At 66.7% G+C, this 26,313-nt stretch carries 24 protein-coding genes; 13 read left to right on the forward strand and 11 right to left on the reverse strand.

What is annotated here, in order from left to right; translation table 11 throughout:
- Positions 1 to 100 precede the first annotated feature (100 nt).
- On the reverse strand, positions 101 to 2,293 hold the full coding sequence (gene uvrB / locus OF829_RS02845) for an excinuclease ABC subunit UvrB (RefSeq protein ID WP_264938431.1): 2,193 nt from the start codon (positions 2,291 to 2,293) through the stop codon (positions 101 to 103).
- A 77-nt stretch (positions 2,294 to 2,370) separates the two neighbouring features.
- Here uvrB and OF829_RS02850 point away from each other — a divergent pair, with 77 nt between their 5' ends.
- Together OF829_RS02850 and OF829_RS02855 are read left to right on the forward strand one after the other, a co-directional pair.
- The gene (locus tag OF829_RS02850) at positions 2,371 to 2,913 is read left to right on the forward strand and encodes a DUF3617 domain-containing protein (RefSeq protein WP_264938432.1); all 543 of its coding nucleotides are present in this window, start codon (positions 2,371 to 2,373) and stop codon (positions 2,911 to 2,913) included.
- A gap of 1 nt (position 2,914) precedes the next feature.
- On the forward strand, positions 2,915 to 3,301 hold the full coding sequence (locus OF829_RS02855; RefSeq protein ID WP_264938433.1) for a VOC family protein: 387 nt from the start codon (positions 2,915 to 2,917) through the stop codon (positions 3,299 to 3,301).
- 25 nt (positions 3,302 to 3,326) lie between these two features.
- Here OF829_RS02855 and OF829_RS02860 read toward each other — a convergent pair whose 3' ends face one another.
- Complete coding sequence (locus OF829_RS02860) at positions 3,327 to 3,773, reverse strand: hypothetical protein (RefSeq protein WP_264938434.1); 447 nt, start codon at positions 3,771 to 3,773, stop codon at positions 3,327 to 3,329.
- A gap of 153 nt (positions 3,774 to 3,926) precedes the next feature.
- On the opposite strand from OF829_RS02860, the gene OF829_RS02865 reads away from it, so the two are divergent.
- Complete coding sequence (locus OF829_RS02865) at positions 3,927 to 4,442, forward strand: DUF3617 family protein (RefSeq protein WP_264938435.1); 516 nt, start codon at positions 3,927 to 3,929, stop codon at positions 4,440 to 4,442.
- 3 nt (positions 4,443 to 4,445) lie between these two features.
- On the opposite strand, the gene OF829_RS02870 is transcribed toward OF829_RS02865, so the two are convergent.
- The 3 genes from OF829_RS02870 to OF829_RS02880 are packed head-to-tail and all read right to left on the reverse strand — an operon-like array spanning position 4,446 to position 6,576.
- Entirely contained in the window at positions 4,446 to 5,618 is a 1,173-nt protein-coding gene (locus tag OF829_RS02870; protein WP_406701391.1) for an MBL fold metallo-hydrolase, read from the reverse strand.
- A complete protein-coding gene (locus OF829_RS02875; protein WP_264938437.1) occupies positions 5,615 to 6,151 on the reverse strand; it encodes a hypothetical protein in 537 nt (178 codons plus the stop codon). The genes OF829_RS02870 and OF829_RS02875 overlap by 4 nt, the downstream gene beginning before the upstream one ends.
- Positions 6,106 to 6,576: an SAM-dependent methyltransferase gene (locus OF829_RS02880; protein WP_264938438.1), complete on the reverse strand. Its 471-nt coding sequence runs from the start codon at positions 6,574 to 6,576 to the stop codon at positions 6,106 to 6,108. The genes OF829_RS02875 and OF829_RS02880 overlap by 46 nt, the downstream gene beginning before the upstream one ends.
- 59 nt (positions 6,577 to 6,635) lie before the next feature.
- Here OF829_RS02880 and ligA point away from each other — a divergent pair, with 59 nt between their 5' ends.
- Positions 6,636 to 8,768: an NAD-dependent DNA ligase LigA gene (gene ligA, locus OF829_RS02885; RefSeq protein ID WP_264938439.1), complete on the forward strand. Its 2,133-nt coding sequence runs from the start codon at positions 6,636 to 6,638 to the stop codon at positions 8,766 to 8,768.
- Between the two features lie 211 nt (positions 8,769 to 8,979).
- Positions 8,980 to 11,772: a TonB-dependent receptor gene (locus OF829_RS02890; protein ID WP_264938440.1), complete on the forward strand. Its 2,793-nt coding sequence runs from the start codon at positions 8,980 to 8,982 to the stop codon at positions 11,770 to 11,772.
- Positions 11,773 to 11,993: 221 nt separating this feature from the next.
- Here the strand turns inward: OF829_RS02890 and OF829_RS02895 are convergent, their stop codons facing one another.
- The gene (locus OF829_RS02895; RefSeq protein ID WP_264938441.1) at positions 11,994 to 12,599 is read right to left on the reverse strand and encodes an HD domain-containing protein; all 606 of its coding nucleotides are present in this window, start codon (positions 12,597 to 12,599) and stop codon (positions 11,994 to 11,996) included.
- A 127-nt stretch (positions 12,600 to 12,726) separates the two neighbouring features.
- On the opposite strand from OF829_RS02895, the gene OF829_RS02900 reads away from it, so the two are divergent.
- From OF829_RS02900 to OF829_RS02930, 7 genes are all read left to right on the forward strand, one after another.
- The gene (locus tag OF829_RS02900; protein WP_264938796.1) at positions 12,727 to 13,815 is read left to right on the forward strand and encodes a sensor histidine kinase; all 1,089 of its coding nucleotides are present in this window, start codon (positions 12,727 to 12,729) and stop codon (positions 13,813 to 13,815) included.
- Positions 13,812 to 14,615 carry a LytR/AlgR family response regulator transcription factor gene (locus OF829_RS02905; RefSeq protein ID WP_264938442.1) on the forward strand — a complete coding sequence of 268 codons (804 nt, stop codon included), beginning with the start codon at positions 13,812 to 13,814 and terminating at the stop codon, positions 14,613 to 14,615. Before OF829_RS02900 ends, OF829_RS02905 begins: the two co-directional genes overlap by 4 nt.
- Positions 14,616 to 14,850: 235 nt before the next feature.
- The gene (locus OF829_RS02910; RefSeq protein WP_264938443.1) at positions 14,851 to 15,771 is read left to right on the forward strand and encodes an ABC transporter ATP-binding protein; all 921 of its coding nucleotides are present in this window, start codon (positions 14,851 to 14,853) and stop codon (positions 15,769 to 15,771) included.
- Complete coding sequence (locus tag OF829_RS02915; protein ID WP_264938444.1) at positions 15,768 to 16,532, forward strand: ABC transporter permease; 765 nt, start codon at positions 15,768 to 15,770, stop codon at positions 16,530 to 16,532. The genes OF829_RS02910 and OF829_RS02915 overlap by 4 nt, the downstream gene beginning before the upstream one ends.
- A 75-nt stretch (positions 16,533 to 16,607) precedes the next feature.
- Positions 16,608 to 17,051 carry a hypothetical protein gene (locus OF829_RS02920; RefSeq protein ID WP_264938445.1) on the forward strand — a complete coding sequence of 148 codons (444 nt, stop codon included), beginning with the start codon at positions 16,608 to 16,610 and terminating at the stop codon, positions 17,049 to 17,051.
- Positions 17,052 to 17,114: 63 nt separating this feature from the next.
- A complete protein-coding gene (locus OF829_RS02925) occupies positions 17,115 to 17,879 on the forward strand; it encodes an isocitrate lyase/PEP mutase family protein (RefSeq protein WP_264938446.1) in 765 nt (254 codons plus the stop codon).
- A 136-nt stretch (positions 17,880 to 18,015) separates the two neighbouring features.
- Positions 18,016 to 19,527 (forward strand): DUF4153 domain-containing protein, encoded by a 1,512-nt coding sequence (locus OF829_RS02930; protein ID WP_264938447.1) that lies wholly within the window; start codon positions 18,016 to 18,018, stop codon positions 19,525 to 19,527.
- A 15-nt stretch (positions 19,528 to 19,542) separates the two neighbouring features.
- Here OF829_RS02930 and OF829_RS02935 read toward each other — a convergent pair whose 3' ends face one another.
- The 3 genes from OF829_RS02935 to OF829_RS02945 all read right to left on the reverse strand — a co-directional run bounded on the left by OF829_RS02935 (position 19,543) and on the right by OF829_RS02945 (position 23,971).
- Positions 19,543 to 21,801: a TonB-dependent receptor gene (locus tag OF829_RS02935; RefSeq protein WP_264938448.1), complete on the reverse strand. Its 2,259-nt coding sequence runs from the start codon at positions 21,799 to 21,801 to the stop codon at positions 19,543 to 19,545.
- Between the two features lie 209 nt (positions 21,802 to 22,010).
- Positions 22,011 to 22,295: a DUF3297 family protein gene (locus OF829_RS02940; RefSeq protein WP_264938449.1), complete on the reverse strand. Its 285-nt coding sequence runs from the start codon at positions 22,293 to 22,295 to the stop codon at positions 22,011 to 22,013.
- Positions 22,296 to 22,315: 20 nt separating this feature from the next.
- Positions 22,316 to 23,971 carry an FAD-dependent oxidoreductase gene (locus tag OF829_RS02945; protein ID WP_264938450.1) on the reverse strand — a complete coding sequence of 552 codons (1,656 nt, stop codon included), beginning with the start codon at positions 23,969 to 23,971 and terminating at the stop codon, positions 22,316 to 22,318.
- A gap of 52 nt (positions 23,972 to 24,023) precedes the next feature.
- Here OF829_RS02945 and OF829_RS02950 point away from each other — a divergent pair, with 52 nt between their 5' ends.
- Positions 24,024 to 24,425: an EVE domain-containing protein gene (locus OF829_RS02950; protein WP_264938451.1), complete on the forward strand. Its 402-nt coding sequence runs from the start codon at positions 24,024 to 24,026 to the stop codon at positions 24,423 to 24,425.
- Positions 24,426 to 24,611: 186 nt separating this feature from the next.
- On the opposite strand, the gene OF829_RS02955 is transcribed toward OF829_RS02950, so the two are convergent.
- Both OF829_RS02955 and OF829_RS02960 read right to left on the reverse strand, forming a co-directional pair.
- Positions 24,612 to 25,487, reverse strand: a complete 876-nt coding sequence (locus tag OF829_RS02955) for a rhamnogalacturonan acetylesterase (protein WP_264938452.1) — start codon at positions 25,485 to 25,487, stop codon at positions 24,612 to 24,614.
- A gap of 206 nt (positions 25,488 to 25,693) precedes the next feature.
- Complete coding sequence (locus OF829_RS02960; RefSeq protein WP_264938453.1) at positions 25,694 to 26,296, reverse strand: hypothetical protein; 603 nt, start codon at positions 26,294 to 26,296, stop codon at positions 25,694 to 25,696.
- Positions 26,297 to 26,313: the final 17 nt, after the last annotated feature.

Here is a 26,313-nt window from a genome sequence, read left to right on the forward strand (position 1 = left end):
CCGTGTTGCGGCGGCACAGCGAGAGGATAATGACGACGTCCCGCCGTGAGGCGAGCGGCGAGAGAAGCGCGCGGTTTCGGGGGTTGAGGTACCGGGCGCGCTAGCGCCGTCCCCCACCCCATTTCGTCCGGCTCTGCTTTCCGAACCGCCCCTTCCGCGTCCCCGGCTTGCCCTCGTTGCTCCGCCCCATCACCGGCGCCTTCCGCTCATCCACTGGCAGCCCCAGCTCCTCCGCCTCCAGCGCGCGAATCTCGTCGCGCAGCCGGCCAGCTTCCTCGAACTCGAGGTTCGCCGCCGCATCGCGCATCTTCTTTTCGAGCTCCTCGATATACGCCCGCAGATTGTGGCCCACCATGTGCGGCCGGTCGGCATCGATCTCGACGGTCACCTGATCCTTCGACGCGACATGCGCGATGATGTCGCCGATGTTGCGCTTGATCGTCTCGGGCGTGATGCCGTGCTCGGTGTTGTAGGCGACCTGCTTCTCGCGCCGCCGCCCGGTCTCCGCCAGCGCGCGCTCCATCGATCCGGTCACGCGGTCGGCGTACAGGATCACCCGCCCGTCCACGTTACGCGCCGCGCGCCCGATCGTCTGGATCAGCGAGGTCTCGCTGCGCAGGAACCCCTCCTTGTCGGCATCGAGGATCGCGACCAGCCCGCACTCGGGAATATCGAGCCCCTCGCGCAGCAGGTTGATCCCGATCAGCACGTCATAGACGCCCATCCGCAAATCGCGGATCAGCTCGATCCGCTCCAGCGTCTCGGTATCCGAATGCATGTAGCGGCACTTGATCCCCGCTTCGTGCATATATTCGGTCAAATCCTCCGCCATCCGCTTGGTCAGCGTGGTGACGAGCGTGCGGTATCCCGCGGCGGTGGTCTTGTTGCACTCCTGGATCAGGTCCTGCACCTGCTCCTCGACCGGCTTGATCTCCACCGGCGGGTCGATCAGCCCGGTCGGGCGGATCACCTGCTCGACGAACACGCCCCCGGTCTGCTCCAGCTCCCAGCCCCCGGGTGTCGCGGAGACGCACACGGTCTGCGGCCGCATCGCGTCCCATTCGTTGAAGCGCAAAGGCCTATTGTCGATGCAGCTCGGCAGCCGGAAGCCATACTCCGCCAGCGTGATCTTGCGCCGATGATCGCCGCGCGACATGCCGTTGATCTGCCCGATCGTGACATGGCTCTCGTCGACGAAGAGCAACGCGTTCTCGGGCAGATATTCGAACAAAGTCGGCGGCGGTTCCCCCGGCAGGCGTCCGGTGAGGAAGCGCGAATAATTCTCGATCCCCGCACAGCTTCCGGTCGCGGCGATCATCTCGAGGTCGAAGTTCGTCCGCTGCTCGAGCCGCTGATGCTCGAGCAATTTGCCCTCGGCCTCCATCTCCTTGAGCCGCTCGGCCAGCTCGTGACGGATGCCCTCCATCGCCTGCTTGAGCGTCGGCCCCGGCGTCACATAGTGCGAGTTGGCATAGACCCGGACATAGTCGAGCGACGCCACCTTGCTGCCCGTCAGCGGATCGAACTCGGTGATCTCCTCGATCTCGTCGCCGAAGAAGCTGATCCGCCACGCGGTATCCTCATAGTGCGATGGGAAGAGCTCGAGGCTGTCCCCCCGCACCCGGAAATTGCCCCGCGCGAATGCCTGGTCGTTGCGCTTGTACTGGAGCGCGACCAGCTTGCGGATGATCTCGCGCTGGTCGACCACCATGCCTTTCTTCAGGTCGAAGATCATCGCCGAATAGGTCTCGACCGATCCGATGCCGTAGATGCACGAGACCGACGCCACGATGATCACATCGTCGCGTTCGAGCAGCGACCGGGTCGCGGCGTGCCGCATCCGGTCGATCGCCTCGTTCACGCTCGACTCTTTCTCGATGTAGGTGTCGGAGCGGGGCACATAGGCTTCGGGCTGGTAATAATCGTAATAGCTGACGAAATATTCGACCGCATTCTCGGGGAAGAAGCTCTTGAACTCGCCATAGAGCTGCGCCGCCAGGATCTTGTTGGGCGCGAGGATCAGCGCGGGGCGCTGCAGCTCCTCGATCACCTTGGCCATGGTGAAGGTCTTGCCGCTGCCGGTGACCCCCAGCAGCACCTGGTCCTTCTCGCCCGCCCGGGCCTGCTCGACCAGCTCGGGAATCGCCTGGCGCTGGTCTCCCGAAGGCTGGTAATCGCTCACCAGCTTGAATCGCTTGCCTCCTTCCGCCTTCGCAGGCCGCTCGGGCCGGTGGGGTACGAAGGCCGGCCCGGTCTCGGGTTCGGCCAGGCTGGTGCGAATCTGGATTGCCATAGTCCAACGTTATGGTGATTCTATCGCCAGCCTGCAACAAATCGGGAACAGCCCCGCGCAGCACAGGGAGAGAAACCATGCGTATCACGCTGCTCATCGCCGCCGCATTGCCGCTTGCCGCCTGCAACCAGGCCAGCGTGACGCTCACCAACGCCTCGCCCGAAGAGGTCGCCAAGGCGGCGTCGGACAGCGGCATCCATTTCAACCCCGGCAAATGGGAAACCACGATCGAGGTGACCGACGCCCAGCTCCCCGAAATGCCGAACATGCCCAAGGGAATGGGCGACCTGATGCTCGCCAGGATGAAGGAGCCGCAGAAGCACAGCTATTGCATGTCGGCGGAGGAGGCGGCCAAGCCCGGCGGCAATTTCCTCACCGGCGACGCCAGGAGCAAATGCACCGTCGAGAAATTCTCGATGAACGGCGGCCATATCGAGCAGACCGTTTCCTGCCCCGATCGCAACGGCAAGGAGGGGATGCGGATGGTGACCTCGGGGACCTACACCGGCGACTCGATGACGGGTACCGCCGACATGCAGATGGGCGGCCCGGCACCGATGAAGATCAAGGCGAACATCTCGAGCCGCCGGATCGGCGATTGCGCCGCAGGGGAGAAGTGAGGTGATCGGCTACGCGCTCGTGGGCACCAACGATTACGACGCCGCCCGTACCTTCTATGACGGCCTGTTCGGCGCGATCGGCGTCGGCCGGCTGATGGAGTTCCCCAACTCGACCGCCTGGGGCGCGGCATGGGACAAGCCCGCGCTCGGCGTCACCCGTCCCTTCGACGGCCAGCCCGCCACCGCGGGCAACGGCACGATGATCGCGGTGGTGCTCGACGAGCGCGCCAAGGTCGATGCGCTTTACGAGAAGGCAATGGCGCTGGGCGGCCGGGACGAAGGCCCGCCCGGCGTCCGCGGCGACGAGGGCCCGCAAGCCTTCTACGCCGCCTATTTCCGCGATCTCGACGGCAACAAGCTCTGCGCGTTCCGGGTAGGGCCGGCCTAGAAACTCCTCCCCGGAACGGGGAGGATCAAATCTGCCGCCGGTACGCGATCCGCCACATGATCACCCCGATCAGCGCCGCCGCCACCGCCAGCACAGCGCTGACCGCAAGCGCGCTCAGCCAGACATAGAGCCAGGTCCGGTTGTCCATGATCGGCACCTGGAACAGCCCGAAGCCCCAGGTCTGCGCGCCCACGAACACCACCAGCGCCGCCAGCGCCCCGATCAGCGCGGCATGGCGCGCGCGCCGCAGCCCCGCGACATGCATGACGAGCCAGAGCGGCCCCACCACCGCGGTGATCCCGATCGCGACGAACACCGCGCCGAACAGCCAGCTGCCGGTCAGGTACATCGGATTGCGCTCCCCCGCGATCAGCCGCAGCCCGACCACCAGCGCGCCCCCCAGCGCGCTGCCCGTCGCCAACGCCAACCCGACGCGATCCAGCGTCGCGTCATAGACATGCAATGCGCGCACGGCGCCCTCTCTCACGGTTTTCGACCCTTCCCCGGACTTGCACAAAATAGCCGCTGCACCCCTCTCGCATCAAGCGCCTCTGCACACGCCATTTAACCGATTTGAAACGCCGCCCCGTCATGCTGGCATCTCACCGCGAGGGGGCCTTCCGCGATGCGCTATCATTTGCCCGCCATGCTGCTGACGGCCGGCCTGCTCGCCGGCTGCGGCCCGATGACCGACAATCCCGCCAATGCGCCGCGACTCGGCCAGTGGCAGAAGGAATCGAAGCTGCTCACGCTGATCGCCAACGATGTCTGGGTCGATCGCCAGGACGCGCCCTTCAGCCTCCCGCCCGATTCGACCGAGATCAAGGACTGCATCGAGCCCACGCTCAAATCGGGGCGCGAGATCAACCGCGACATGCTCGCCAATTCGGAAAAGCTCTGCCATCTCGAAACCTTCGACGAGAAGGGCGGCAATCTCACCAGCACCGGCACCTGCGGCCCCAGCGACAAGATGGGGATGGAGATCAGCGGCACGGTCGAGTTCGAAGGCCATGAGCGCGAGGAGAGCGCCGACGCCAAGGTCGCGGTCAACATGAACGTCAAGGACAAGAGCGGCGCCACCGAACGCGTCCGCGTGGCGTATCAGACGAAGTGGACAAGGCTGGGCGACTGCAAGCGGTGAAGCCTAGCGCAGGTCTCTGAATTCCCCCAGTTTGTTGCAATAGTCGATCCCCGCCATGTCGGGCCGCGGCTGGGCCCAGCCTTTCAACGGGGGAACGGTCACCGGCTTCCCGATCGCTATGTCGGCGAACACGCCCGGATATTCGCCCGCGCACCGGAGCATCCGTTCCAGCATGGTCGGCGGCGTCCGATACCCCTCCCGGCTCAGCCGGAAGGTCCCCCAATGGATCGGGATCGCGAAGGGCCGCCCCAGCCCGTTCCACACGCGGATCGCGTCCCACGGCCCGATATGGCTCCCCGCCCCCATCTGGCCTTCCTCGAAACGGAAGGCCCCGATCGGAATCGCCGCCAGCCGGATCGGCCCATAGGCCGCCGCCTCGGCGGGCCATTTCCCGTCCCCGATCCCGGTGTCGCCAGAGAAGAAGAAATTGCCGTGGGGCAGCCGCACCACGAAGCTCGACCAGAGCGCGCGGTTGCGGTCGGTGAACCAGCGGCTGCCCCAATGATGATTGCGCGTGACATGGACGGCGGCGATGGGCCCGGCAGGGATGGTCCCGCCCCAATCGGCCACTTTCGCTTCGATTCCCGCCGATCGCAGGATCGCGTCATTGCCGAGCGAGGTCACGATCAGCGGCCGGTCGCGATCCCACAGCTTCTTGAGCGTCGCGACATCCATATGATCATAGTGATTGTGGCTCACCAGAATGACGTCGATCTTCGGGAGGTCCTTCAGCCCTATCCCCGGCTCGGCCACGCGCCGCGGCCCGATCCCGAACGGGCCGACGGTCTCGCTCCACACCGGATCGGTCAGGATGTTCACCCCATCGGCCTGCACCAGCAGCGTCGCATGCCCCACCCAGGTCGCCAGCATCGCCGCGCCCATCACGCGCGCCGGCGGCCTTGTCGGCGTCACCGCGACATGATCGGGCCAGGCGGGCCGCGTCGGATCGCCGAAGATCTGCCGCGTCAGCAGTGTCCACCGGCTGTTGGCGCCGGTCAGCCTCAGCCGGTCGTCATCGCCATCGGGATTGAAGAAATGCTGCCCGTCGAAATGCGCGCTCGCGGGGCCGCGATAATAGATGCGGTCGAGGAAATGCGGGACGACGGTCACGGTCAGGCACAGCGTCACCACCATCCACAGCAGCACCGCCCCGGCCAGCCGCAGCACCCGCTTCATTCGGCGCATACCCTCATTATGGCACCGTGAATCCGCTCCCAGTCATCGTCGGCGGCAGCGGCATAGGCGAACAGGAAGGCCCAGACAGCGACCAGGAACCCGGCAGGAAAGACAAGCCGCCACGCCAACCCCGCGTCCCAGGCGGGCGCGTCACGGATCATCACGCCCGCCATGCCCAGTATCACCCCATGAAAGACCACGAGCACGACCAGCGACGTCAGCGACCGGAAGCTGCCGATCAGCCGCGTGCCGCCGTCATGCGCGATAAGCCGCGCTTCCAGTCGCGCATGTTCGCGCCGGTCCACGAGAAAAGAGCCGACATAATGGAGATTGACCCAATCGCCCTCGACACGGCCCAGCAGCCGGCGGTGCCCGATCGGCAGGTCGTGCGCCGGCACCAGCGTCCTTAGTCGCGCCGCGCAGGCCTCGGGCGGCAATGGGAGCGCCAGATCGACCCGCTGCCCCAGCAGAAAGTCGCCGATCCGCATCAGCCCTCCCGATCCCAATAGCCCGCCATCAGCTCGCCAGCCCATTCGGGCTCGCGCAATTCGCCGCGCGGCAGGAAGCCCCGCATCACCGGCTTGATATCAACCACCGGCGTCCCATCGACCGCGTCGAGCCCGCGCACGTGCAGCCGCGTCCCCTCGACCCGCTCGATTGCGCAGACCGTCACCCCCAGCCGGTTGGGCCGGTTCTTCCCCCGCTGCGCGAAGATGCCGACCAGCGGCCAGTCCGCGCGTCCCCGCGGATGCCGCGCGCCCGTCTCGATCTTCTCGTCCGGCACCCGGTGGAACACGAACACGATCTCGGCATGGCTGAAGTCGCCGAGCCCCGCCAGGGCCTCCGCCCCGAAGCGCGGCGCGAGTTCGATCACCGCCGTCTCGCGATCCCAATCGTCGTCGATGGCCTCGGCACGGCCACCCCGGACGACTCCAATCGGTTCGAGATCGAAACGCATCGCCGCTCCCATGCGCCAATCGGTGGACTTGATCCATCCCCCGGATTAGCGAGATGCCCATGCAGCCGCTCCCCCAGACTCCGGACGAAGCCGCCGCCGAACTCGAAGCGCTCGCCGCCGAGATCGCGCACCATAACCGCCTCTACCATGATGACGACGCCCCCGAGATCAGCGACGCCGATTACGACGCGCTGATGCGGCGCAACAGCGCGATCGAGGCCGCCTTCCCCGATCTGGTCCGACCCGATTCGCCCTCGAAATCGGTCGGCGCCGCGCCATCTTCCGCGCTCGCCAAGGTCGCCCATGCGCAGCCGATGTTCAGCCTCGACAATGCCTTTGACGAGGAGGAGGCGGCGGACTTTCTCGGCCGCGTCCGCCGTTTCCTCAAGCTCCCCGACGACGAGGTGATCGCGCTCACCGCCGAGCCCAAGATCGATGGCCTGTCCTGCTCGCTCCGCTACGAAGGCGGCCGCCTGGTCCGCGCGCTCACACGGGGCGACGGACGGATCGGCGAAGACGTGACCGCCAATGTCTGCACCATCGGCAGCATCCCCAAGACGCTCCCCGACGGCGCGCCGGAGGTGTTTGAAGTGCGCGGCGAAATCTACATGGAAAAGTCCGCCTTCCTCGCGCTGAATGCGCGCCTGCTCGCCGAGGCGGACGATCCGGAAAAGGCGCGCCAGTTCGCCAATCCGCGCAACGCCGCGGCGGGTTCGCTGCGGCAAAAGGACGCGGAGGTGACCGCCTCGCGCCCGCTCAGCTTCTTCGCCTGGGGCTGGGGGGACCATAGCGCGCTTCCCGGCGACACGCAGGCCAGCGTGATCGCGGTGATCCGCGATTGGGGCTTCCCCGTCTCCGGCCTTTTCAGATCCTGCGCCGATCTCACCGAAGCCCTGGAGCAATATCGGGCCATCGAACGCGCGCGGGCGGATTTGAACTTCGACATCGACGGCGTGGTCTACAAGTTGAACCGGCTCAAATATCAGGAACGCCTCGGCTTTGTCGGGCGGGCTCCGCGCTGGGCCATCGCGCACAAATTCCCGGCGCAACGCGCCGAGACGACGCTCGAGCGGATCGACATCCAGGTCGGCCGTACCGGCAAGCTCACCCCGGTCGCTCGCCTCAAGCCCGTCACGGTCGGCGGCGTCGTCGTCACCAACGCCACCCTGCACAATGCCGACGAGATCGCCCGGCTCGGGGTCCGCCCCGGCGACCGCGTCGTCCTCCAGCGCGCCGGCGACGTCATCCCCCAGATCGTCGAGAACCTCACCCGCGATGAAGTGCGCGACTCCTTCGTCTTCCCCGATCGCTGTCCGATCTGCGATTCCGAAGCGGTGCGCGAGGAGGGCGAGGTCGATATCCGCTGCACCGGCGGGCTGATCTGCGCGGCGCAGCGGCTCGAACGGCTCAAGCATTTCGTCAGCCGCGGCGCGCTCGACATCGAGGGGCTGGGCGAGAAGACGCTGATCGAATTCCTCGATCTCGGCTGGATCGCCGAACCCGCCGACATTTTCCGCCTCGCCGCGCACCGCGAGGAACTGCTCGGCCGCGAAGGCTGGCAGGAGAAATCGGTCGACGCCCTGCTCGCCGCGATCGAGGCCAAGCGCGCGCCCGACGGCGCCCGCCTCCTGTTCGGGCTCGGCATCCGCCATATCGGCGCGATCACCGCGCGCGACCTGCTCAAGCGCTACGCCACGCTCGACGCGATCCGCACCCTTGCCGACGACCTCATCGCGCTGCGCGACGCGACCCCGCCCGCGCTCGGCGAGAGCGACGCGAAACACCGCGCCCGCCTCGACAAGGCGATCACCGAGCAGATCGGCGTCGAGAATGCCGGCGGCGCGGTCGGCCAGGCGCTCGCCGACTTTTTCCACGAGGAGCATAACCGCGCGGCCTGGGCCGATCTGCTCGCCGAGGTCGCCCCGCCGCCCTTCATCGTCGAGACGCGCGAGTCGGAAGTCAGCGGCATGACGCTCGTCTTCACCGGCAGCCTCGAGACGCTCAGCCGCGACGAGGCCAAGGCGCAGGCAGAGGCCCTGGGCGCCCGAGTCGCGGGATCGGTTTCGGCCAAGACCGACCTCGTCATCGCGGGCCCGGGCGCCGGATCGAAGCTCAAAAAAGCCGCCGAGCTGGGGATTCGCGTCATCGACGAAGCGGGCTGGGCCGATATCGTCGCAGGCGCAACTAACTGAGCTTTTTCAGTCGCTTGGCATGGCCCTACGTAACTCTACGGGCGTGGCCTTTTTGCAACGCAGCATGGCTGAATCTCGGCTTAGGACATCCTGGCATTGACTGTAACATTCTGGCCATATTCAGTCGCCAGAGGCGGCTAAGACGGTGAACCACACCGCAACGTTCCGCACTGTTTTGTTTTACGGGCACCACCCAACGAAGGGGAAGACCATGCGCACCAAGCTTTTCGCGAGCGTGGCATTTGCCGCGCTCATTCTGCCGTCCGCGGCCTATGCACAGTCGACCGGCTCGACCGATTTCGAAGGCGAGACCGAGATCGTCGTCACCGGCACCGCGACTGCGCGCAGCGTCGGCGGTGTCCAGCTCCCCGACACGCCCAAGTCGAAGGTCACCATCGACAGCGAGCTGATCCAGCGTCAGCGCCCCGGCCAGACCGTCAACGACATCATCAACCTGTCGCCCGGCGTCAGCTTCCAGAACAATGACGCGACCGGCGCGGCCGGCGGTACCTTCACGATCCGCGGCTTCGATTCGACCCGCATCTCGCAGACGATCGACGGCGTTCCGCTGAACGACACCGGCAACTACGCGATCTATTCGAACCAGCAGCAGGATCCCGAGACCCTCGAGTCGGTCACGGTCAACCTCGGCTCCACCGACGTCGACAGCCCGACCGCTTCGGCTTCGGGCGGCACCGTCAACATCCGCACCCGCGTTCCCGGCGAAGAGCTGGGCGCGCTGTTCAGCGGCATGGTCGGCACCTATGCGGCCGAGGGCAGCCCGGCAGGCAAGCGCAACTTCTATCGCGGCTTCGCGATGATCGACACGGGCAGCCTGACCAGCTTCGGCACCCGCGCCTTCGTCTCGGCCTCGTGGGTCAATGGCGACAATCCGTTCAACAATTACGGCCAGCTCCAAAAGGCCCAGTGGAACGGCCGCATCTATCAGCCGATCGGCTCGAACGGGGACTTCATCTCGGTCGCGGGCCATTACAACCAGAACCGCAACAACTTCTTCGGCTCGGCGCCGCTGCGCACCGATCTGACCTCGGTTCCGGTGAACGGCACGCCGCGCGTCGTCGGCACGGGCACGGCAAACCGCTTCCCGACCACCCGCAACGAGCGCTTCTACAACATCAACTATCCGTGCGCGACCACCACGGCCCGCGCCGGCCTGGTCGACAACGCCAACACCTGCGGCATCGAGTTCGACCGCCGCTACAACCCGTCGAACACCGGCAACATCCGCGTGGCCTCGCGCTTCACGCTGGCCGAAGGGCTAACGCTGACCACCGACGCCAGCTTCCAGTACGTCAAGGCCAATGGCGGCGGCGTCGTCGGGGCGCGTGAAGGCTGCACCACGCTGGGCAACTCCCCGACGGTGGGCGCCTGCGGCGCGAACACCTACACCGGAGTCCTCAACGCTGGCCCGAACGGCGGCAATGCCTCGCCTGGCGGCTTCGGCACCTATGTCGGCCGTGACCTCAACGGCGACGGCGACACGCTCGACACCGTCGAGCTCGGCAACCCGAGCGAGACCACCACGCGCCGCTATGTCGTGGTCAGCACGCTGGCCTATGACATCAACGACGATAACCGCATCCGCATCAACTACACCTATGATCGCGGCCGCCATCGCCAGACCGGCGAGCATGTCCTGCTCGCGCCGAACGGCGAGCCCTATGACGTCTTCCCGATCAATCAGCCGGTGCTCGACGGCCAGGGCAACCCGATCCAGAAGCGCGATCGTCTGTCCTACGCCACGCTGCAGCAGCTTTCGGGCGAGTATCGCGGCCAGTTCGGCGGGCTCACCGTCGTGCTCGGCATCACCAACAAGTGGTTCACCCGCGACCTCAACCAGCATTGCTTCACCGTCGCGGCCAACGGCAACGTCGCCTGCGTCGATCCGGCGCAGGTCGCCGCCTATGCCGCTGCGAACCCCTACACCTATTTTGGTCCGGGCGTGACCACGGTCGGCGCCGTCACGCGTCCGGCGGGCGTGTGCACCACCTCGGTCACCTGCGTCGTCGGCTTCGCGCCGCCGTCGTCGCGCACCTACACCTACAGCAAGCTGCTGCCGAGCGTCGGCCTGACCTTCGACGTGACCGGCGATCTGAGCCTGTTCGCCAGCTACACCAAGGGCATCTCGGTTCCGGGTACGGACATCCTGTACAACGCCTTCTATTTCCCGGTGGGCGCCGATCAGGCCAAGCCGCTCGCGGAAGGCACCGATAGCTTTGACGGCGGCTTCCGCTATCGTCACGGCCGTCTGACCGCGCAGCTCTCGGGCTGGTACACCGCGTACAAGAACCGTATCGCGACCGCGTACGATCCCGAGCTCGACCAGACGATCACCCGCAACCTCGGCGACGTGACCAAGTGGGGCTTCGACGGCAGCATCGCCTACAAGCCGACCCCGGATCTCCTCATCTATGTGTTCGGTTCGTACCTGCACTCGGAGATCAAGGACAATCTGCTGATCGGCAACTTCGATACCGACTTCAACGGTGCCACGCCGAACGTGCCGGTCTATTATCTGACCGCCGGCAAGCGTGAATCGGGTGCGCCGGTCTACACCTTCGGTGGCCGTATCCAGGGCACCCTCGGTCCGGTCGATATCGGCCTGCAGGTCAAGCGGACCGGCAAGCGCTACGTCAACGACGAGAATCTGGCCGTCTTCCAGTGCTTCAACACCGCGGGCACGGGCAACGGTTCGGTTCGCAACGGCGACTTCTGCGCGAACAGCTCGAGCACCACGGGTGCGGGCCGCCTCGTCCAGGTCTATAACGCCGCCGCTCCGGCCTATACGCTCGTCGACCTCGACGTCCGCGTGAACATGGAGCAGTGGGGCCTCAGCAAGACCTATCTCCAGTTCAACGTCACCAACCTGTTCGACCAATTCTATGTCGGCGGTTTCGGTGGTTCGTCGAACCGCTTCAGCGTTCCGAACGTCCAGTTCGGCGTGCCGCGGGCGGTCACGGCGGCGCTGGTGGTCGGTTTCTAAGCCAACCGCCTCACGGCCAACAGAATGCCGCCGCTCCGGAAACGGGGCGGCGGTTTTCGTTTGTGGGACAAGGGCGGCGCCACCTTCTCAATCCTCCCCCGCCAGGGGGAGGTGGCGCCGAAGGCGTCGGAGGGGGCGGACACGAAACAGACGTGGCCGTCGCCCTCCCCCTCCGTCAGGCTGCGCCTGCCACCTCCCCCTTGCGGGGGGAGGATCGGGGGTCAGCCCTCCGCCTCCAGCGCCTTGGCGTACATGCTGTTGACCGGCCGCGCGAACACGCGCCGCACCATCGGCTCGAAAAAGCTCAGCGGCTCGCTCGCATAGTCCGGATCGAACGCCGCCTGATCATATTTCTCGCAAAACTCGCGGCACGCCTCGAAATGCGGCGAATCCCGGAAACGCTCGCGGATGTCGCGGTCCATCCCGAGGAAGTGGAAATAATAATAGCCCTGAAAGGCGCCGTGATTCTGGCAGATCCAGTGGATCTCCTCGCTCACGAAGGGCTTGAGGATCGCCGCCGCCACCTCGGGATGGTTATAGCTCCCCAGCGTGTCGCCGATATCGTGGAGCAGCGCCATCACGACATAATCCTCGCCGCGTCCGTCGCGGTGCGCGCGCGTCGCGGTCTGGAGCGAATGTTCGAGCCGATCCACGGGAAAGCCCCCGAAATCGCCATCGAGCAGCTTGAGGTGCGTCAGCACCCGATCGGGCAGCCCATGCGCGAAGTGCCGAAACTGCCCCGCGATGATCGCCCAGTCCTCGGCGCTGCCCTCCGCCATCGCGGTAAAGCCGGCGCGTTCCTGCCCGCCAAGAGCCTGGTCGTCCATGTCCCTCTCCTGTCTTTCCCCCATCCTAACCCTCTTTGCCGTGCTCTGTCAGCGGTGTTAGAGCGGATCCGTGGCCAAGCTTCTCGACCCCCGGCAGCGCTTCGTGCCTGCGGCGATCGCCCAGCCGATGGTGCTGTCGCGTCCCTTCTTCGAAGACAAGGCCCGCGCCTTCTGGATGCTCCAGGCGGCGGGATGGAGCGGCTATTTCGTGCTGCGCACGGTCTCGAACGTGTCGAACAGCTTCGAGTTCGAGGGCGTGATCGGCGTCATCATCGAAACCATCATCGGTTATTGCCTCACCCTGCTGCTCTCGACCCTGTACGGCTACTACCGGCGCCTGCCGCGCATCTCCGGCGCGCTGCTCACGCTGGCGACCCTCGCGCTCGCGACCCTGATCTACGCGGTGCTCGAGGCCTTCACCTTCTCGCTCGTCAGCAAGGTCGTCGATCCCGGGATCAGCCTCAGCCGCGTCGTCGGCTATCTCTTCCTCACCTTCACCGTGCTCGCGGGCTGGTCGGCGCTCTATTTCGGCATGAACTTCTATCTGATCGTCGAGCAGCAGGCCGATCAGATGGAACAGCTCGAACACCAGGCCAGCTCGGCCCAGCTCGCGATGCTGCGCTACCAGCTCAATCCGCATTTCCTGTTCAACACGCTCAATTCGATCTCGACCCTCGTCCTGCTCAAGCAGACCGAGCGCGCCAACGTCATGCTCAGCCGCCTCAGCTCGTTCCTGCGCTACACGCTGGCGAACGAGCCCACCGCGCACGTCACCCTCGCGCAGGAGGCGGAGACGCTGAAACTCTATCTCGAGATCGAGAAGATGCGCTTCGACGAGCGGCTTCGCACCCATTTCGAGATCGATCCGCGCGTCGCCAAGGCGCGGCTGCCGTCGCTTCTGCTCCAGCCGCTCGTCGAAAACGCGATCAAATATGCCGTCACCCCGCAGGAAGAGGGGGCCGATATCACCGTTTCGGCTCGGCTCGTCGGCGAAAGGGTTCTGATCGCCGTATCCGACACCGGACCGGGATTGATCGAAATGAAAGCACGGCCGACCCTTTCAACCGGCGTGGGGCTCGCCAATATCAGGGAGCGTCTGGCGCAGTCCTTCGGGGCTGACCATCGTTTCGAAACGCAATCGAACCCCGGGGAAGGGTTCAGCGTTGAGATCGAGATACCGTTCCAGATCGACGAACCGAACCGAGAGGCCGCATGACCATCCGCACCATCCTAGTCGACGACGAACCGCTGGCGATCCAGGGGCTCGAACTGAGGCTCCAGGAACATGACGATGTCGAAGTCATCGACAAATGCTCGAACGGCCGCGAGGCCATCCGCAGCATCAAGACCCACAAGCCCGATCTCGTCTTCCTCGACATCCAGATGCCCGGCTTCGACGGCTTCTCGGTCGTCCAGGGGCTGATGGAGGTCGAACCGCCGCTCTTCGTCTTCGTCACCGCTTATTCGGACCATGCGATCCGCGCGTTCGAGGCGAACGCGGTCGATTATCTGATGAAGCCGGTCGAGGAGACCCGCCTCGCCGACACGCTCGACCGCGTCCGCCAGCGCCTGACCGAGAAGCGCGGTGCCGAGGAGGTCGAGAAGCTCAAGGAAGTCCTCACCGAGGTCGCCCCCGAAGCGGCCGAGGAATTCGAGGCCGCGGACGGCGGCGAAATGGCCTCGAACCGCTTCGAAAAGCTCATCAACATCAAGGATCGCGGCCAGATCTTCCGCGTCGATGTCGACACGATCGAGCGGATCGACGCCGCGGGCGATTACATGTGCATCTATACCGGCGACAACACGCTCATTCTCCGCGAGACGATGAAGGACCTCGAAAAGCGCCTCGATCCGCGCCGTTTCCAGCGCGTCCACCGCTCGACCATCGTCAACTTGGACCTGGTCAAGCAGGTCAAGCCGCACACCAATGGCGAATGCTTCCTCGTGCTCGATTCGGGCGCCAGCGTGAAAGTCAGCCGCTCGTACCGCGACGTGGTGGCGAGGTTCGTTCACTAGGGTCGATCGGCATCCAGAATTCCCCTCCCTGCAAGGGAGGGGTTAGGGGTGGGTTAGAAAAGGCGGGGCTCGATGCCCCGTCTTTTCTTTATCTCGGGCCTAACGGCTCGCTCGCTACGCTCGCCACCCACCCCCTACCCCTCCCATACAGGGAGGGGAGTCAAAAGGGGCCGCACTCCCCCTTCCCACCCTCCGCAAAGGTGCTATAGTCTACTAAGACAGTGGGAGGCGGGGCGTGTCGGAAGCGGCGATCGAAGTGCGCGGCCTGACCAAGGCTTATGGCAAGGTCCAGGCGGTCGCCGGGGTCGATCTGACGATCGCCGCGGGCGAGATCTTCGCGCTGCTCGGCCCCAATGGCGCGGGCAAGACGACGACGGTCGAGATTCTCGAAGGCTATATCAAACGCGATTCCGGCAGCGTCCGCGTGCTCGGCCATGATCCCGCCAAGAACGCGATCGCGCTCAAGCGGCGGATCGGCATCGTCGCTCAGGAGAATTCGCCCGATCCCTTCCTCACCGTGCGCGAGATGGTGCGGATGATCGCGGGCACCTATCCTGCGCCGCGCCCCGCCGACGAGGTGATCGAGCTGGTCGGCCTCACCGACAAGGCCAGGACCCGCGCCGGCCGGCTTTCGGGCGGGCAGCAGCGGCGGCTCGACGTCGCCTGCGCTTTGGTCGGAGACCCCGATCTGCTCTTCCTCGACGAGCCGACCACCGGCTTCGATCCCGATGCCCGGCTCGAAGCCTGGGCGATGGTCCGGGGCCTGCGCGATCTCGGCAAGACCGTGCTGCTCACCACCCATTATATGGACGAGGCGCAGCAGCTCGCCGACCGCGTCGCGGTGATCGCGAGCGGGCGGATCATCGCCGAGGGCACCCCCGACACGCTCGGCGGGCGCGGCCATGCCGCCAGCCGCATCCGCTTCCGCCGCCCAACCGGCGGTCCGCCTCTGCCCGACACGGTCGCGGCGCGCGCCACCGAGCAGGAAGGCCAAGTGACGCTGAGCATCGACGATCCGGTTCCCCTGCTCAACGCGCTCACCGGCTGGGCGATCGCCCACAGCATCGCGCTCGAAGGGCTTGAAGTCACGCGGCCCAGCCTCGAGGATACCTATCTCGCACTGATCGGCGCCGACCGGGCGGGAGGCACGGCATGATCGCCTGGCCCGGCAGCGTGCTGCACCATCTGCGCTTCATCAACCTGTCCTTCTGGCGCAATCCCGGCGCGGCCTTTTTCGGCGTGGTCTTCCCGCTGATGATCCTGACGATCAACAGCCTGGTGTTCGGCGGCGCCAAGATCCCGATGCACGGCCACACTGTCACCGCGGCCTCCTTCTATGTCGCGGGCATGTCGGTGTTCGCGGTGGTGATGACCTGCTTCACCAACCTTGCCGTGACGATCCTGTTCGACCGCGACATGGGCCGGCTCAAGCGCATCCGCGGCACGCCGACCGCGGTTTCGGCCTATGTCACCGCGCGGCTGCTGTTTGCGATGGCGATGGGGCTGCTCGCCTCGATGCTGTGCGTCGCTGAAGGCGTGGCGTTCTTCGGCGTGACGATCGCGCTGCCCGATCTCGGCGCGTTCGTGGTGACGGTGCTCGCCGGGTCGGCGTGCCTTGCGGCGCTGTCGCTCGCGGTCGTATCGGTGATCCCGAACGCCCAGGCGGGCCCCGCGATGCTCAACGCGGTCACCTTCCCGATCCTGTTCGTCTCGAACGTCTTCTATCCCGTAGACCGGTTGCCGGCCTGGCTCAACGCCATCGCCAACGCGCTCCCGATCCGCCCGCTCGCCACCGCGACGGTCGGCGCCTTTTTCGGCGGCGGCATCTCGTTGCCGAGCCTTTCGGTGCTCGGCATCTGGGGCGTGGTAGGCGCGGTGATCGCCGCGGCGCGCTTCCGCTGGCAGCCCCGCCGCTGACCCCACCCAAATGGGGGTGCGAAACAAGCCGAGCTGGCCCCATGGTGCGGGCATCGACACCGATTGGGGAAGTTCATGCGCATCCACGGCCACCTCGTCATCGCGGGCCTGCTCTGCGTCGCCGCCCTGCCCGGCATCGCCGAGGCCAAGGACCGCGCCGAGGGCTGGCGCAACTGGACCGAGCGCGCCGAGCGCATCCTCGCCGCGATGCAGAGCGGCGAGAGCGCCCGGCTCGACAGCGCCTGCACCGGCGTCACCCGCACCGTGATCGGCCAGGGCTTCGCCTTTCCCGGCTGGGCACAATCGCTGATCCAGGTCTGCACCGTCACCCAGGCCGCCTATCACGGATCCGAGAACAGCCGCCGTTCGAAGCGGATCTGCAGCGACCTGCGCAGCGTCTCGAAGAAGATCGGCAAGGCCGCGCCCGTCCCCGAAAGCCCCGACGCCCACCGCATCGCACAGCGCATTTCGCGAATCATGATCGAAATCCGCAACCAGGCCTGTGTCAATTTCATGTGACTCCCGCTTGCCCCGGGCGGGCGGTTTCTCTATCGGAACAATAGAGGAACGAAGGGGTCCGTGATGAGCAAGTTCGAGACATTCGCCGCACTCCATGTGCCGGGCAATCCGCTGATCCTGTTCAACGTCTGGGACGCGGGCAGCGCGCGAATCGCGGCGCGTTCGGGCGCGAAGGCGATCGCGACCGGCAGCGCCTCGGTCGCCGCCGCGCACGGCTTCCACGATGCCGAGGCGCTGCCGATGCCGCTGGCCTTGGGCAATGCCGAGCGGATCGTCCAGTCGGTCGATCTGCCCGTGACGATTGATTTCGAGGGCGGCTATGCGGTCGATCCGGGCAAGCTCGCCACGAATATGGGCCTGCTCGCCGCCACCGGTGCGATCGGCTGCAATTTCGAGGATCAGGTCGTGGGCTCGAAGGAGCCGCGGACGATGCACCATATCGCCGCCCAGTCCGAGCGCATCGCCGCGGTCCGCGCCGCTTTGGGCTCGGCCTTCTTCATCAACGCGCGCACCGACATCTTCCTGATCGAAAAGGCCGGCACCCACGACGCCGCGATGGCCGACGCCGCGATCGAGCGCGGCCATGCCTATGCCGATGCCGGCGCGAGCGGCTTCTTCGTCCCCGGCCTCGCCGACCTCCGCCTGCTCGAGCGCGTGTGCAAGGCGGTCAAGCTGCCCGTCAATTTCATGGCCTTCCCCGGCGCGCCCTCGGCCAAGCAGGTCGCCGAAACCGGCGTGGCCCGAATCAGCCACGGCCCCTTCCCCCACATGATCGCCCTCAAGGCATTCGAGGCGGCGGCGAGCGACGCGTTCAACGAACGGTTCTAATAGGCCGTCATCCCGGCGAAAGCCGGGATGATGGCGTTGCACATCTTCTGCACAACCCATCCCCCGAAACCCCTCCGCCCCCACCGCCTGATCTCCACACGCCCCCGCCAAAGCGCGCGGACCAAGGGAGACCCAGATGCGCGCCAAACTCATCCTCGCCGCCTTACTCGCGATCCTCGCCGAGCAGCTTTTCTACTGCCAGTGGATCGGCTCGACGATCGGCGGTTTCGCGTTCGCCTGGATCGTCGCGCTGATGGCCGCGGTGCCCGCCGTCCGCCGCAGGCCCGGCGCGCGCTTCGCGCTGCTCGTCGCCACCCTGTTCGCCGCCACCCTCGTCTACGATCCCGGCCTGCTCGGCTGGGCCCTGTTCTGGGCCGCCATCTCGAGCGCGGGCCTGCTCGCCCGCGCGCGTTTCGGCGATATGCTGCGCTGGAGCGTGCGGCTGCTCGCGCACCTCTTCATCGGCTGGATCCGGTGGTTCGGCGACGGTGTCCGCATCCTCCGCATCCGCAGCCCCAAAAGCGGGATTGCGGGCGGGCGCAGCCTCGCCGCGCTGATCAGCCTGCTCGCGCTGCCGCTGATCGGCGGCGGCATCTTCCTCACCCTGTTCGCCAGCGCCAACCCGCTGATCGCCGACGCGATCGACAGGATCCGCATCCCCTCGCCCGTCTCGATCGTCCCGCAGCTCGCCTTCGCCGGCTTGGCCTTCTTCGCGGTCTGGCCGAGCCTGCGCCCGCACCCGTTCGTGACCCGCCCCGCGATCGGCGCGCCCAGCTTCGCCGGCGTCCTCCCCCAGGTCCCCGCCGCCTCGATCATCCTCTCGCTGCTCACCTTCAACGCGGTGTTCGCGCTCCAGAACAGCCTCGACATCATCTTCCTGTGGAGCGGCGCGCGCCTTCCCGGCACGATCACCATGGCCGATTACGCGCATCGCGGCGCCTATGCCCTGATCGCCACCGCCCTGCTCGCCGCGCTCTTCGTCCTCACCGTCCTCAGCCCGCGCAGCCCGACCTCGAAGCGCGCCTCGGTCCGGCTGCTCGTCACCCTCTGGGTCGCCCAGAACCTGTTGCTGGTCGCGTCGAGCATCCTGCGCACGCTCGACTATGTCGGCTCCTATTCGCTCACCGTGATGCGCATCGCCGCGCTCGCCTGGATGCTGCTGGTCGGCCTCGGACTGGTGCTGATCCTCTGGCGCCTGCTCACCGGCCGCTCGACCGCGTGGCTGATCAACACCAACGCCTTCGCCGCGGGCGCGATGCTGCTGATCGGCTGCGCGGCCGATCCCGCCGCGATCGCCGCCGACTGGAATGTCCGCCACGCCCGCGAGGTGGGCGGCCCTGCCCAGCCGATCGACCTCTGCTATCTCCGCAACCAGGGCGCCTCGGCATTGCTCCCGCTGATCGAGCTGGAGAGCGCCGCGCGCGATCCTGAATTCCTCGATCGGGTACGCACCGCGCGCGAGGAGGTGCTGCGGATCACCGTGCTGGGCCAGTCGGACTGGCATAGCTGGACCTGGCGCAACGCCGGTCGCCTTGCCGCCGCCCAGGCCGCACTCGGCGCAAACCCGCCCCGGCCGCGTACGGCCTATGGGACGAGCTGCACCGGCGACTCCTATCGCGAGGACCCGCTCAGCTCCTCCGGAGACTGAGCGGGCCTCTTCGCCTCAGAATTTGAACTTCACCGCCCCGCCGATGATCCGCGGATCGTTGATCATCCCGGTCAGGTTGTTGAAGTCGATGCCGCTGATACTGCGGATCTGGTTGGTGATGTTGCGCCCGAACACGCTCAGCTCGACATCGCCGTAGCGGATGCCGGCCCTCAGCCCGCCCTCGAGCAGCGGACGCCCCCGGAACTCCTTGGAGTCGTAGAGGAAATAGTTGATCGAGCTGCGATAGGCCCAGTCGGTATAGATGAACAGCACCGTGCCGCCGCGCACCTCGTGCGAATAGCCCGCGGTCAGATTGCCCACGAAGCGCGGCGCCTGGGGCAGGTCGTTGCCGTTGATCACCGCCCGGCCGCTGACGATCGGGTCGAGCACGGTGCAGTTGTTGCACACGCCGACGCTGATGCTCGGGTCGCGGATCTCGGTGAAGTTGTAGCTGGCGCTCGCGGTCAGCACGAGCCCGGCGAGCGGCCGCCAGTCGAGCTCACCTTCGAGGCCGTAGCCGACCGCATGATCGGCGCTCAGCAGCCGCGCCGAGTTGCTGGCCCCCCCGACCGCGGTGATCTGCAGGTCGTCGGTGCGGAACCAATAGCCGGTCACCGCGAAGTTGAGCGAATGGTCCGCCAGCGCGCCCTTGATGCCGCCCTCGGCCGAAATGGTGTTCTGCTTGGGCGCAGTGGTCTGGCGGCTGCCGAAGGTCACGCGGTCCTGGATCGCCGGGCCCTGATAGCCGGTGGCGACGCGGGCATAGACGTTGATCTCGGGCGTCACCGCATAGGTAGCGCTCGCATCCCAGGTCACCGCCGATCCGCGGACCTCGGCGCGCACCGGCAGGACATAGCCGAACAGGTTCGGCGAGAAGCCCGAGACCCGGTCATGCTTGTGGTCCGACGAGTAGCGCAGGCCCGCGCGCAGCGTCAGCGCATCGGTCGCCTTGAACTCGCCCGAGGCGAAGACGCCCCAGTTCTCGTTCGAATTGTCGTGGAAAATGTCCTGGTTCCGATCGGCGCCACGCTGACCGGTCCCCTGGAAATAATTATATTCGTGATAGGTCAGGGTCTGGTAGAAATAATAGACGCCGCCCTGCACACGCACGCCGTTCATGTCCTCGCTCGCGAAGCGCAGCTCCTGGCTGAACTCCTCGGGCTGGGTCAGGCCGCCGGTGTTCACCGGGAAGGCCGCGACATTGAGGTTGCCGAGCGTGCAGCCGGGCAGGAAGGCGTAGCAATTGCCGCCGTCGATATCGCCGGTGCTCTCGACCACCGCCTTCTCGAACGCGGTGACGCTGTAGAGCGTGCCCAGGCCTTCGAAATGATAGTCGATCCGCGCGTTCGCGCCCCATTGCTTGAGGCTCTGGCTGGTATAGCCGTCGAGCGCGACCTTCGAGGGATCGAAATTGGGGACGAACCGGTTGTCGCTGCCCTTCTGGAAGATGCCCGCGCGGAAGACCCGCGGCGTGCCGACCAGGTCGCGGATATGGAAGTTGAGCAGCAGGTTGAACCCGTTGTTCGTATAGCCGAGCTGGAGGCGCGCGGCGCGGTCGTTATAGCCTTCGAGCTTGCGGTCGGCGACGCCGCTCGTCGCGGTGTTGGTCACCCAGTCCGAGCGGTACTGGAGCAGCCCGGATCCGCGCAGCGACAGGCCCTCGGCCAGCGGCACATTGACCGCACCCTCGATATTGATCGTGTCGTAAGTGGCGTAGGAGGCATTCACATAGCCGCCGCCGACATCGTTCGGCTTGGCTGAATCGAGCTTGATCACGCCCGCCGGGGTGTTGCGCCCGAACAGGGTGCCCTGCGGCCCGCGCAGCACTTCGACGCTGTCGAGATCGAACACCGGGAACGACTTGAGCATCGGGTTTTCGAGCGCGACATCGTCATAGACGACCGAGACCGGCTGCGCCGCGTTGGGATCGAAGTCGGTGTTGCCGAGGCCGCGGATATAGAAGCGCGGGAAGGTGCGCCCGAACGAGCTTTCGACCTGGAGGCTGGGGGTGCGTGCCGACAGGAAGCGGATGTCCTGCCCGCCGGAATTGAGCGTATCGAGCTTTTCGCCGCCGATCGCGGTCACCGCGACGGGCACGTCCTTGGCGCGCTGCTCGCGGCGCAGCGCGGTGACGACGATCTCGCCGTCATCCTCGGTCGCGGCGGGCTGGGTGTCCTGCGCCTGGGCAGTGCCCGCGCTTATGGTCAGCAGCGCAAAGGCCATGCCGCCGAGCAGCGGGCGGGTGATGATCCGGAGTCGGTTGGAATAGGCCATGAAGGGTCCCCTTGGGTTGGTGTCCGCGCACCCTCTCCCCGCGCGCCGTCTGCACGGCGTCGCTGCGATGCGACAATGCCCCAGTCCCGATCTGGGGCAAGGCCATTTCAGCCGATTCGGCGCGCGGAAATGAGGAATGTGTCCGCGGCGTTGCACCGCGATCACAGTTTTACTTCCCCGCTCCCGTCGGGAGAGGGAGGGAACTGAAGTCAGTCCTCGGAGGCGCCTTCGCCGCCGGTTTCGGTCGCGTCCTCGCCACCGCTCTCGAACCAGGCCTCGACCGGCCCCTTGAGCGTGATCGTCAGCGGCTGCCCCTTGCGGTCCATCTTCTTGCCGACCTGGACCTTGATCCACCCCTCCGACATGCAATATTCCTCGACGTCGCGCCGCTGCACGCCCTTGAAGCGGATGCCGATGCCGCGCATCAGCGTGGGCTCGTCGAAATAGGGGCTGCTCTGGTTGACCGAGAGCCGATCGGGAGGGGTGTCGCTCATGGGGCGCCCCTTTGCCCGCCCTATTCCACCGTGTCCAGATACTGATGGATCGCCGACACCACCACCGATCCCTCGCCCACGCCCGACGCCACGCGCTTGACCGATCCCGCGCGGACATCGCCCACCGCGAACACGCCCGGCCTGGACGAGGCGAACGGGCTCGCGCCCTCCCCCGTCTTCACGAAGCCCGCCCCATCGAGCGCCAGGCAATCCCCCAGCCAATCGGTATTGGGCACCGCCCCGATCATCACGAACAGCGCGCCGACCTCTTGCGTGGAGCTCGCCCCCGACTCCCGGTCGGTCCATTCGAGCGCCTCCAAATGGCTCTCGCCTTCCAGCCCCGTCACCTCGGTAAAGGGGTGCAGCGTGATCTTCTCCGACGCCTCGATCCGCTCGATCAGATAGGAAGACATGGTCTCGGCCAGCCCCTTGCCCCGCACCAGCATATGGACATGCTTGACCGTGCGCGCGAGGAAGATCGCCGCCTGCCCCGCCGAATTGCCGCCGCCCACCACCACCGCGACTTGGCCCGCGCACAGCCCCGCCTCCATCGCGGTCGCCGCATAATAGATGCCGTTGCCCTCGAACTCGCAATAGCGCGGCAGATCGAGCTTGCGGTAGCGCGCGCCCGTCGCGACCACCACCGCGCGCGACCGGATCACTGCCCCGTCGTCGAGCGTGATCGCGTAAGGCGCGGAATCGCACGCCATCGATTCGACCGAGCGCGACACCAGCAGCCGCGCCCCGAATTTCTGCGCCTGGACCTGCGCGCGCCCGGCCAGCGCCTGCCCCGAAATCCCCGTGGGGAAGCCCAGATAATTCTCGATCTTGGAGCTGGTCCCGGCCTGCCCGCCGGGCGCCATCGCCTCGATCACCACCGTGTCGAGCCCCTCGGACGCGCCATAGACCGCCGCCGCCAGCCCGGCGGGCCCGCCGCCGACCACCGCGAGGTCGTAAACCGCATCGGGGTCCAGCGCGACCGTCAGCCCCAGCGCGTCGGCCAGGCTCGCATTGCTCGGATTGCGCAGCGCCCGCCCCTCGACCACCACCACCGGCAGATCGGCCTCGGTCAGGTCGAAACATTCGAGAAAGCCCCCCGCCTCCACCTCGATCTCGGTGTCGATCCGGCGGTGCGGATAGCCGTTGCGCGTCAGGAAGGTCTCGATCCGCCCGGTCCCCGCGGCATGTCCCGGGCCCACCAGCGTCACCCCGCCCTGGCCATGCTGCATCAGCCCGATGCGGCGCAGGATGAAGGCCCGCATGATGATCTCGCCGATATCGGGCTCGCTGGTGATCATCCGCCGGAAATTGCGCCGCCGCACGCGCAGCACCCGCGTCCCCGGCGTCGCGCGCCCGGTGACCAGGATCTTGCGGTCGTTGAACAGGTCGAGCTCGCCGGTGAACTGGCCGGGCTCATGGTCATGGACGATCTCGAGCGTGCTCGCGTCATCCTCAGCGAGGATCTCGATCGACCCCGACAGGCACAGGAAGAAATCGACGCTCCGCTCGCCGCGCTCGAACAAGGTCGCGCCCTCGGGCCACACCTCCTCCTCCCCGAACGCCGCCACCCGCGCGATCATCTCGGCGGACAGCACCGGAAAGGTCTGCGCCGGCCGCGCATAGGGGTCCGAAGGGTCGAGCGCGTCGCCCGGGGCGGGGGGTGATTCGGTAGCCATGGCCCTCATCTTAGTATGGCCAGCGCCGATTTGCCGAGCTAATCGGTCCTTCATGAACCTCTGGCTGATGAAATCCGAACCCGACGTGTTCGGCTGGGACGATCTGGTCAAGGACGGCAAGACCGAATGGGACGGCGTCCGCAACCATACCGCCGCGCAGAATCTCCGCGCGATGAAGGTCGGCGACCAGGCCTTTTTCTACCACAGCAATATCGGCCTCGCGATCGTCGGCATCATGGAGGTCAGCCGCGAGGCGAGGAAGGACGGCGAAGAGGGCAATTGGATCTCGGTCGAGATGAAACCCGTCCGCCCGCTCGCGAACCCGGTCACGCTCAAGGCGGTCAAGGCCGAGCCGCGCCTCGCCGCGATGGACCTGGTCAAATTCTCCCGCCTCTCAGTCGGCAAGGTCACCCCCGCGGAATGGAAGGTCGTGCTGGAGATGGCGGAGGCGTAATTCCCCTCTCCCGTCGGGAGAGGTGGCGCAGACTTAGTCTTCGCGAAGCGAAGGCTTAGTCGGAGCTGGGTGAGGGGATCACCCTATCGATAGCGCCTAACCCCTCACCAACTTCGACTAGGCAGCAAGCTGCCAAGTCTTCGTATCCTCTCCCGATGGGAGAGGGAGAAAAGGTGCGACACTTCGCTAGGGCAACAGGAACCGCCGCATCTTCGGCACCTTCACCGCCAGCTCGCTCGCCACGATCGCCGAGAAGAAATCGGCCCCGTCATGCCCCAGATGGGTATAGTCGAACGACCATTTGGGATCGCCCATCGGCTCCACCGCCGCGACCGGCGCGGCGGACGCTCCCGGCGCCGGCACAGCCGGCGGAGGATTGCCGATCGTCGTGCCCGTAAGCGCCGCCGCGGCCTGTTCGCGCGAGGGCGGCACCTGCGCGTAGCGGTTCGCCAGCGACGGCCCCATCCCCTCGACCGCGGCTTCGCTGCGCGCGAGCAGATCGACCACGGGAACGTCCATCTCCTTGCCCACCGCGCGGATCGCCTCGCCCCAGGGATCGAGGTCGCGCTGCAGCTTGCTGTCGACGAACGACCGCCGGGTCAGCGGCGTCACCAGCACCGGGATCGCCCCCGCTGCGCGCACGTCGCGGATATAGTGGCGCAGATTCTCGGGGAATTCGGTCGCGAGATCGGTCGATCGCCCCGGCTTGCCCGGCTGGTCGTTATGCCCGAACTGGATCAGCACCCAGACCTGCTCGTACCCCGGCGTCTTCATCTCCGCGAGCGCGATGTCCCACGATCCCTCGGCGCGATAATTATACGTGCTCCGCCCCCCGCGGGCGAGATTGACGCAGGCGAGGAACGAGGTGACGTGCTTCGCGCAAAAGGCCCCGCCCCAGCCGCTCATCTGCTGCACCGTCGAATCGCCGACCAGGATCAGCTTGGACGGCTTGATCCGCGCGACGGGCGGCCGCTCGCCGACTCCCGCGGGCGCGGTCTGCGCGACGGCCGGCGAGGCCAGCCCCAGCGCCAAAACCAGCATCATCCACCAGCGTGCCCGCATCGTCTCTCTCCCGAACCTGTTTGGCCGGAAGCTATTAGACACCGGTGTCAATGACAAGCGCCCGCTTACTTCCTTCTCCCGATGGGAGAAGGAAGGGGCCCGCCGCGAAGCGGTGGGAAGGATGAGGGTGACGAGCGATTGCCCAAATCACCCTCACTTTTCCGCGAACTTCGTTCGCTCCCTCCCTCTCCCAAAGGGAGAGGGAATCAAGACCCGCTCGCCGGCGGCCTCCAGTTCGGATCGTCGAGCGGAATCGGAATCCGCTTCGACCGGTCGGGCCGCCGCTTGAAGATCCGCCCGATCCCCGATGCGATATCGCCGATCAGCCCGGCCGGATTGGTCGCTTCCCCCGGCGTCTCGCAGCAGCTGCCGGGATCGACGGCCTTGCCCATCAGCCGCACCAGCGCGGTCGCCCCGCCGAACAGGTCGATCCCCGTGGTGCACCCCTGGCTCAGCGTCGCGCAGGGCGGCACGGTCGCGGCCAGCGCGCCGCGTCCGGTCACATAGGGGTTGCTCGGCATCGGCCGGTCGGGCGGCCCGCGCTCGGCGGGCAGCGGCAGCCGCGGGCTGCCCGCGGCGGCGCTCCCGCACACCACGATCTCGTCGCGCGTCGGATCGCCCGTCACCGCTGCGCAGGGATCGGCCAGGATCGACCAGCGCTGCGTCCCATCGGCATCGACATGCGGCCGCGTGAGGGTCGCCCCCGGCGGCGCATCGGGCGCCTCCTCGATCCTGGGCGCATCCTGCACCGGCGGCGCGTCCTGCGGCGCGGCGAGCATCAGCAGCGTGGCGAGGATCATGGCCGTCATCCCGTGCAATCAGGCAG

The sequence above is a fragment of the Sphingomonas caeni genome, assembly GCF_026013415.1.
In the GTDB taxonomy this organism is placed as follows: domain Bacteria; phylum Pseudomonadota; class Alphaproteobacteria; order Sphingomonadales; family Sphingomonadaceae; genus Sphingomonas; species Sphingomonas caeni.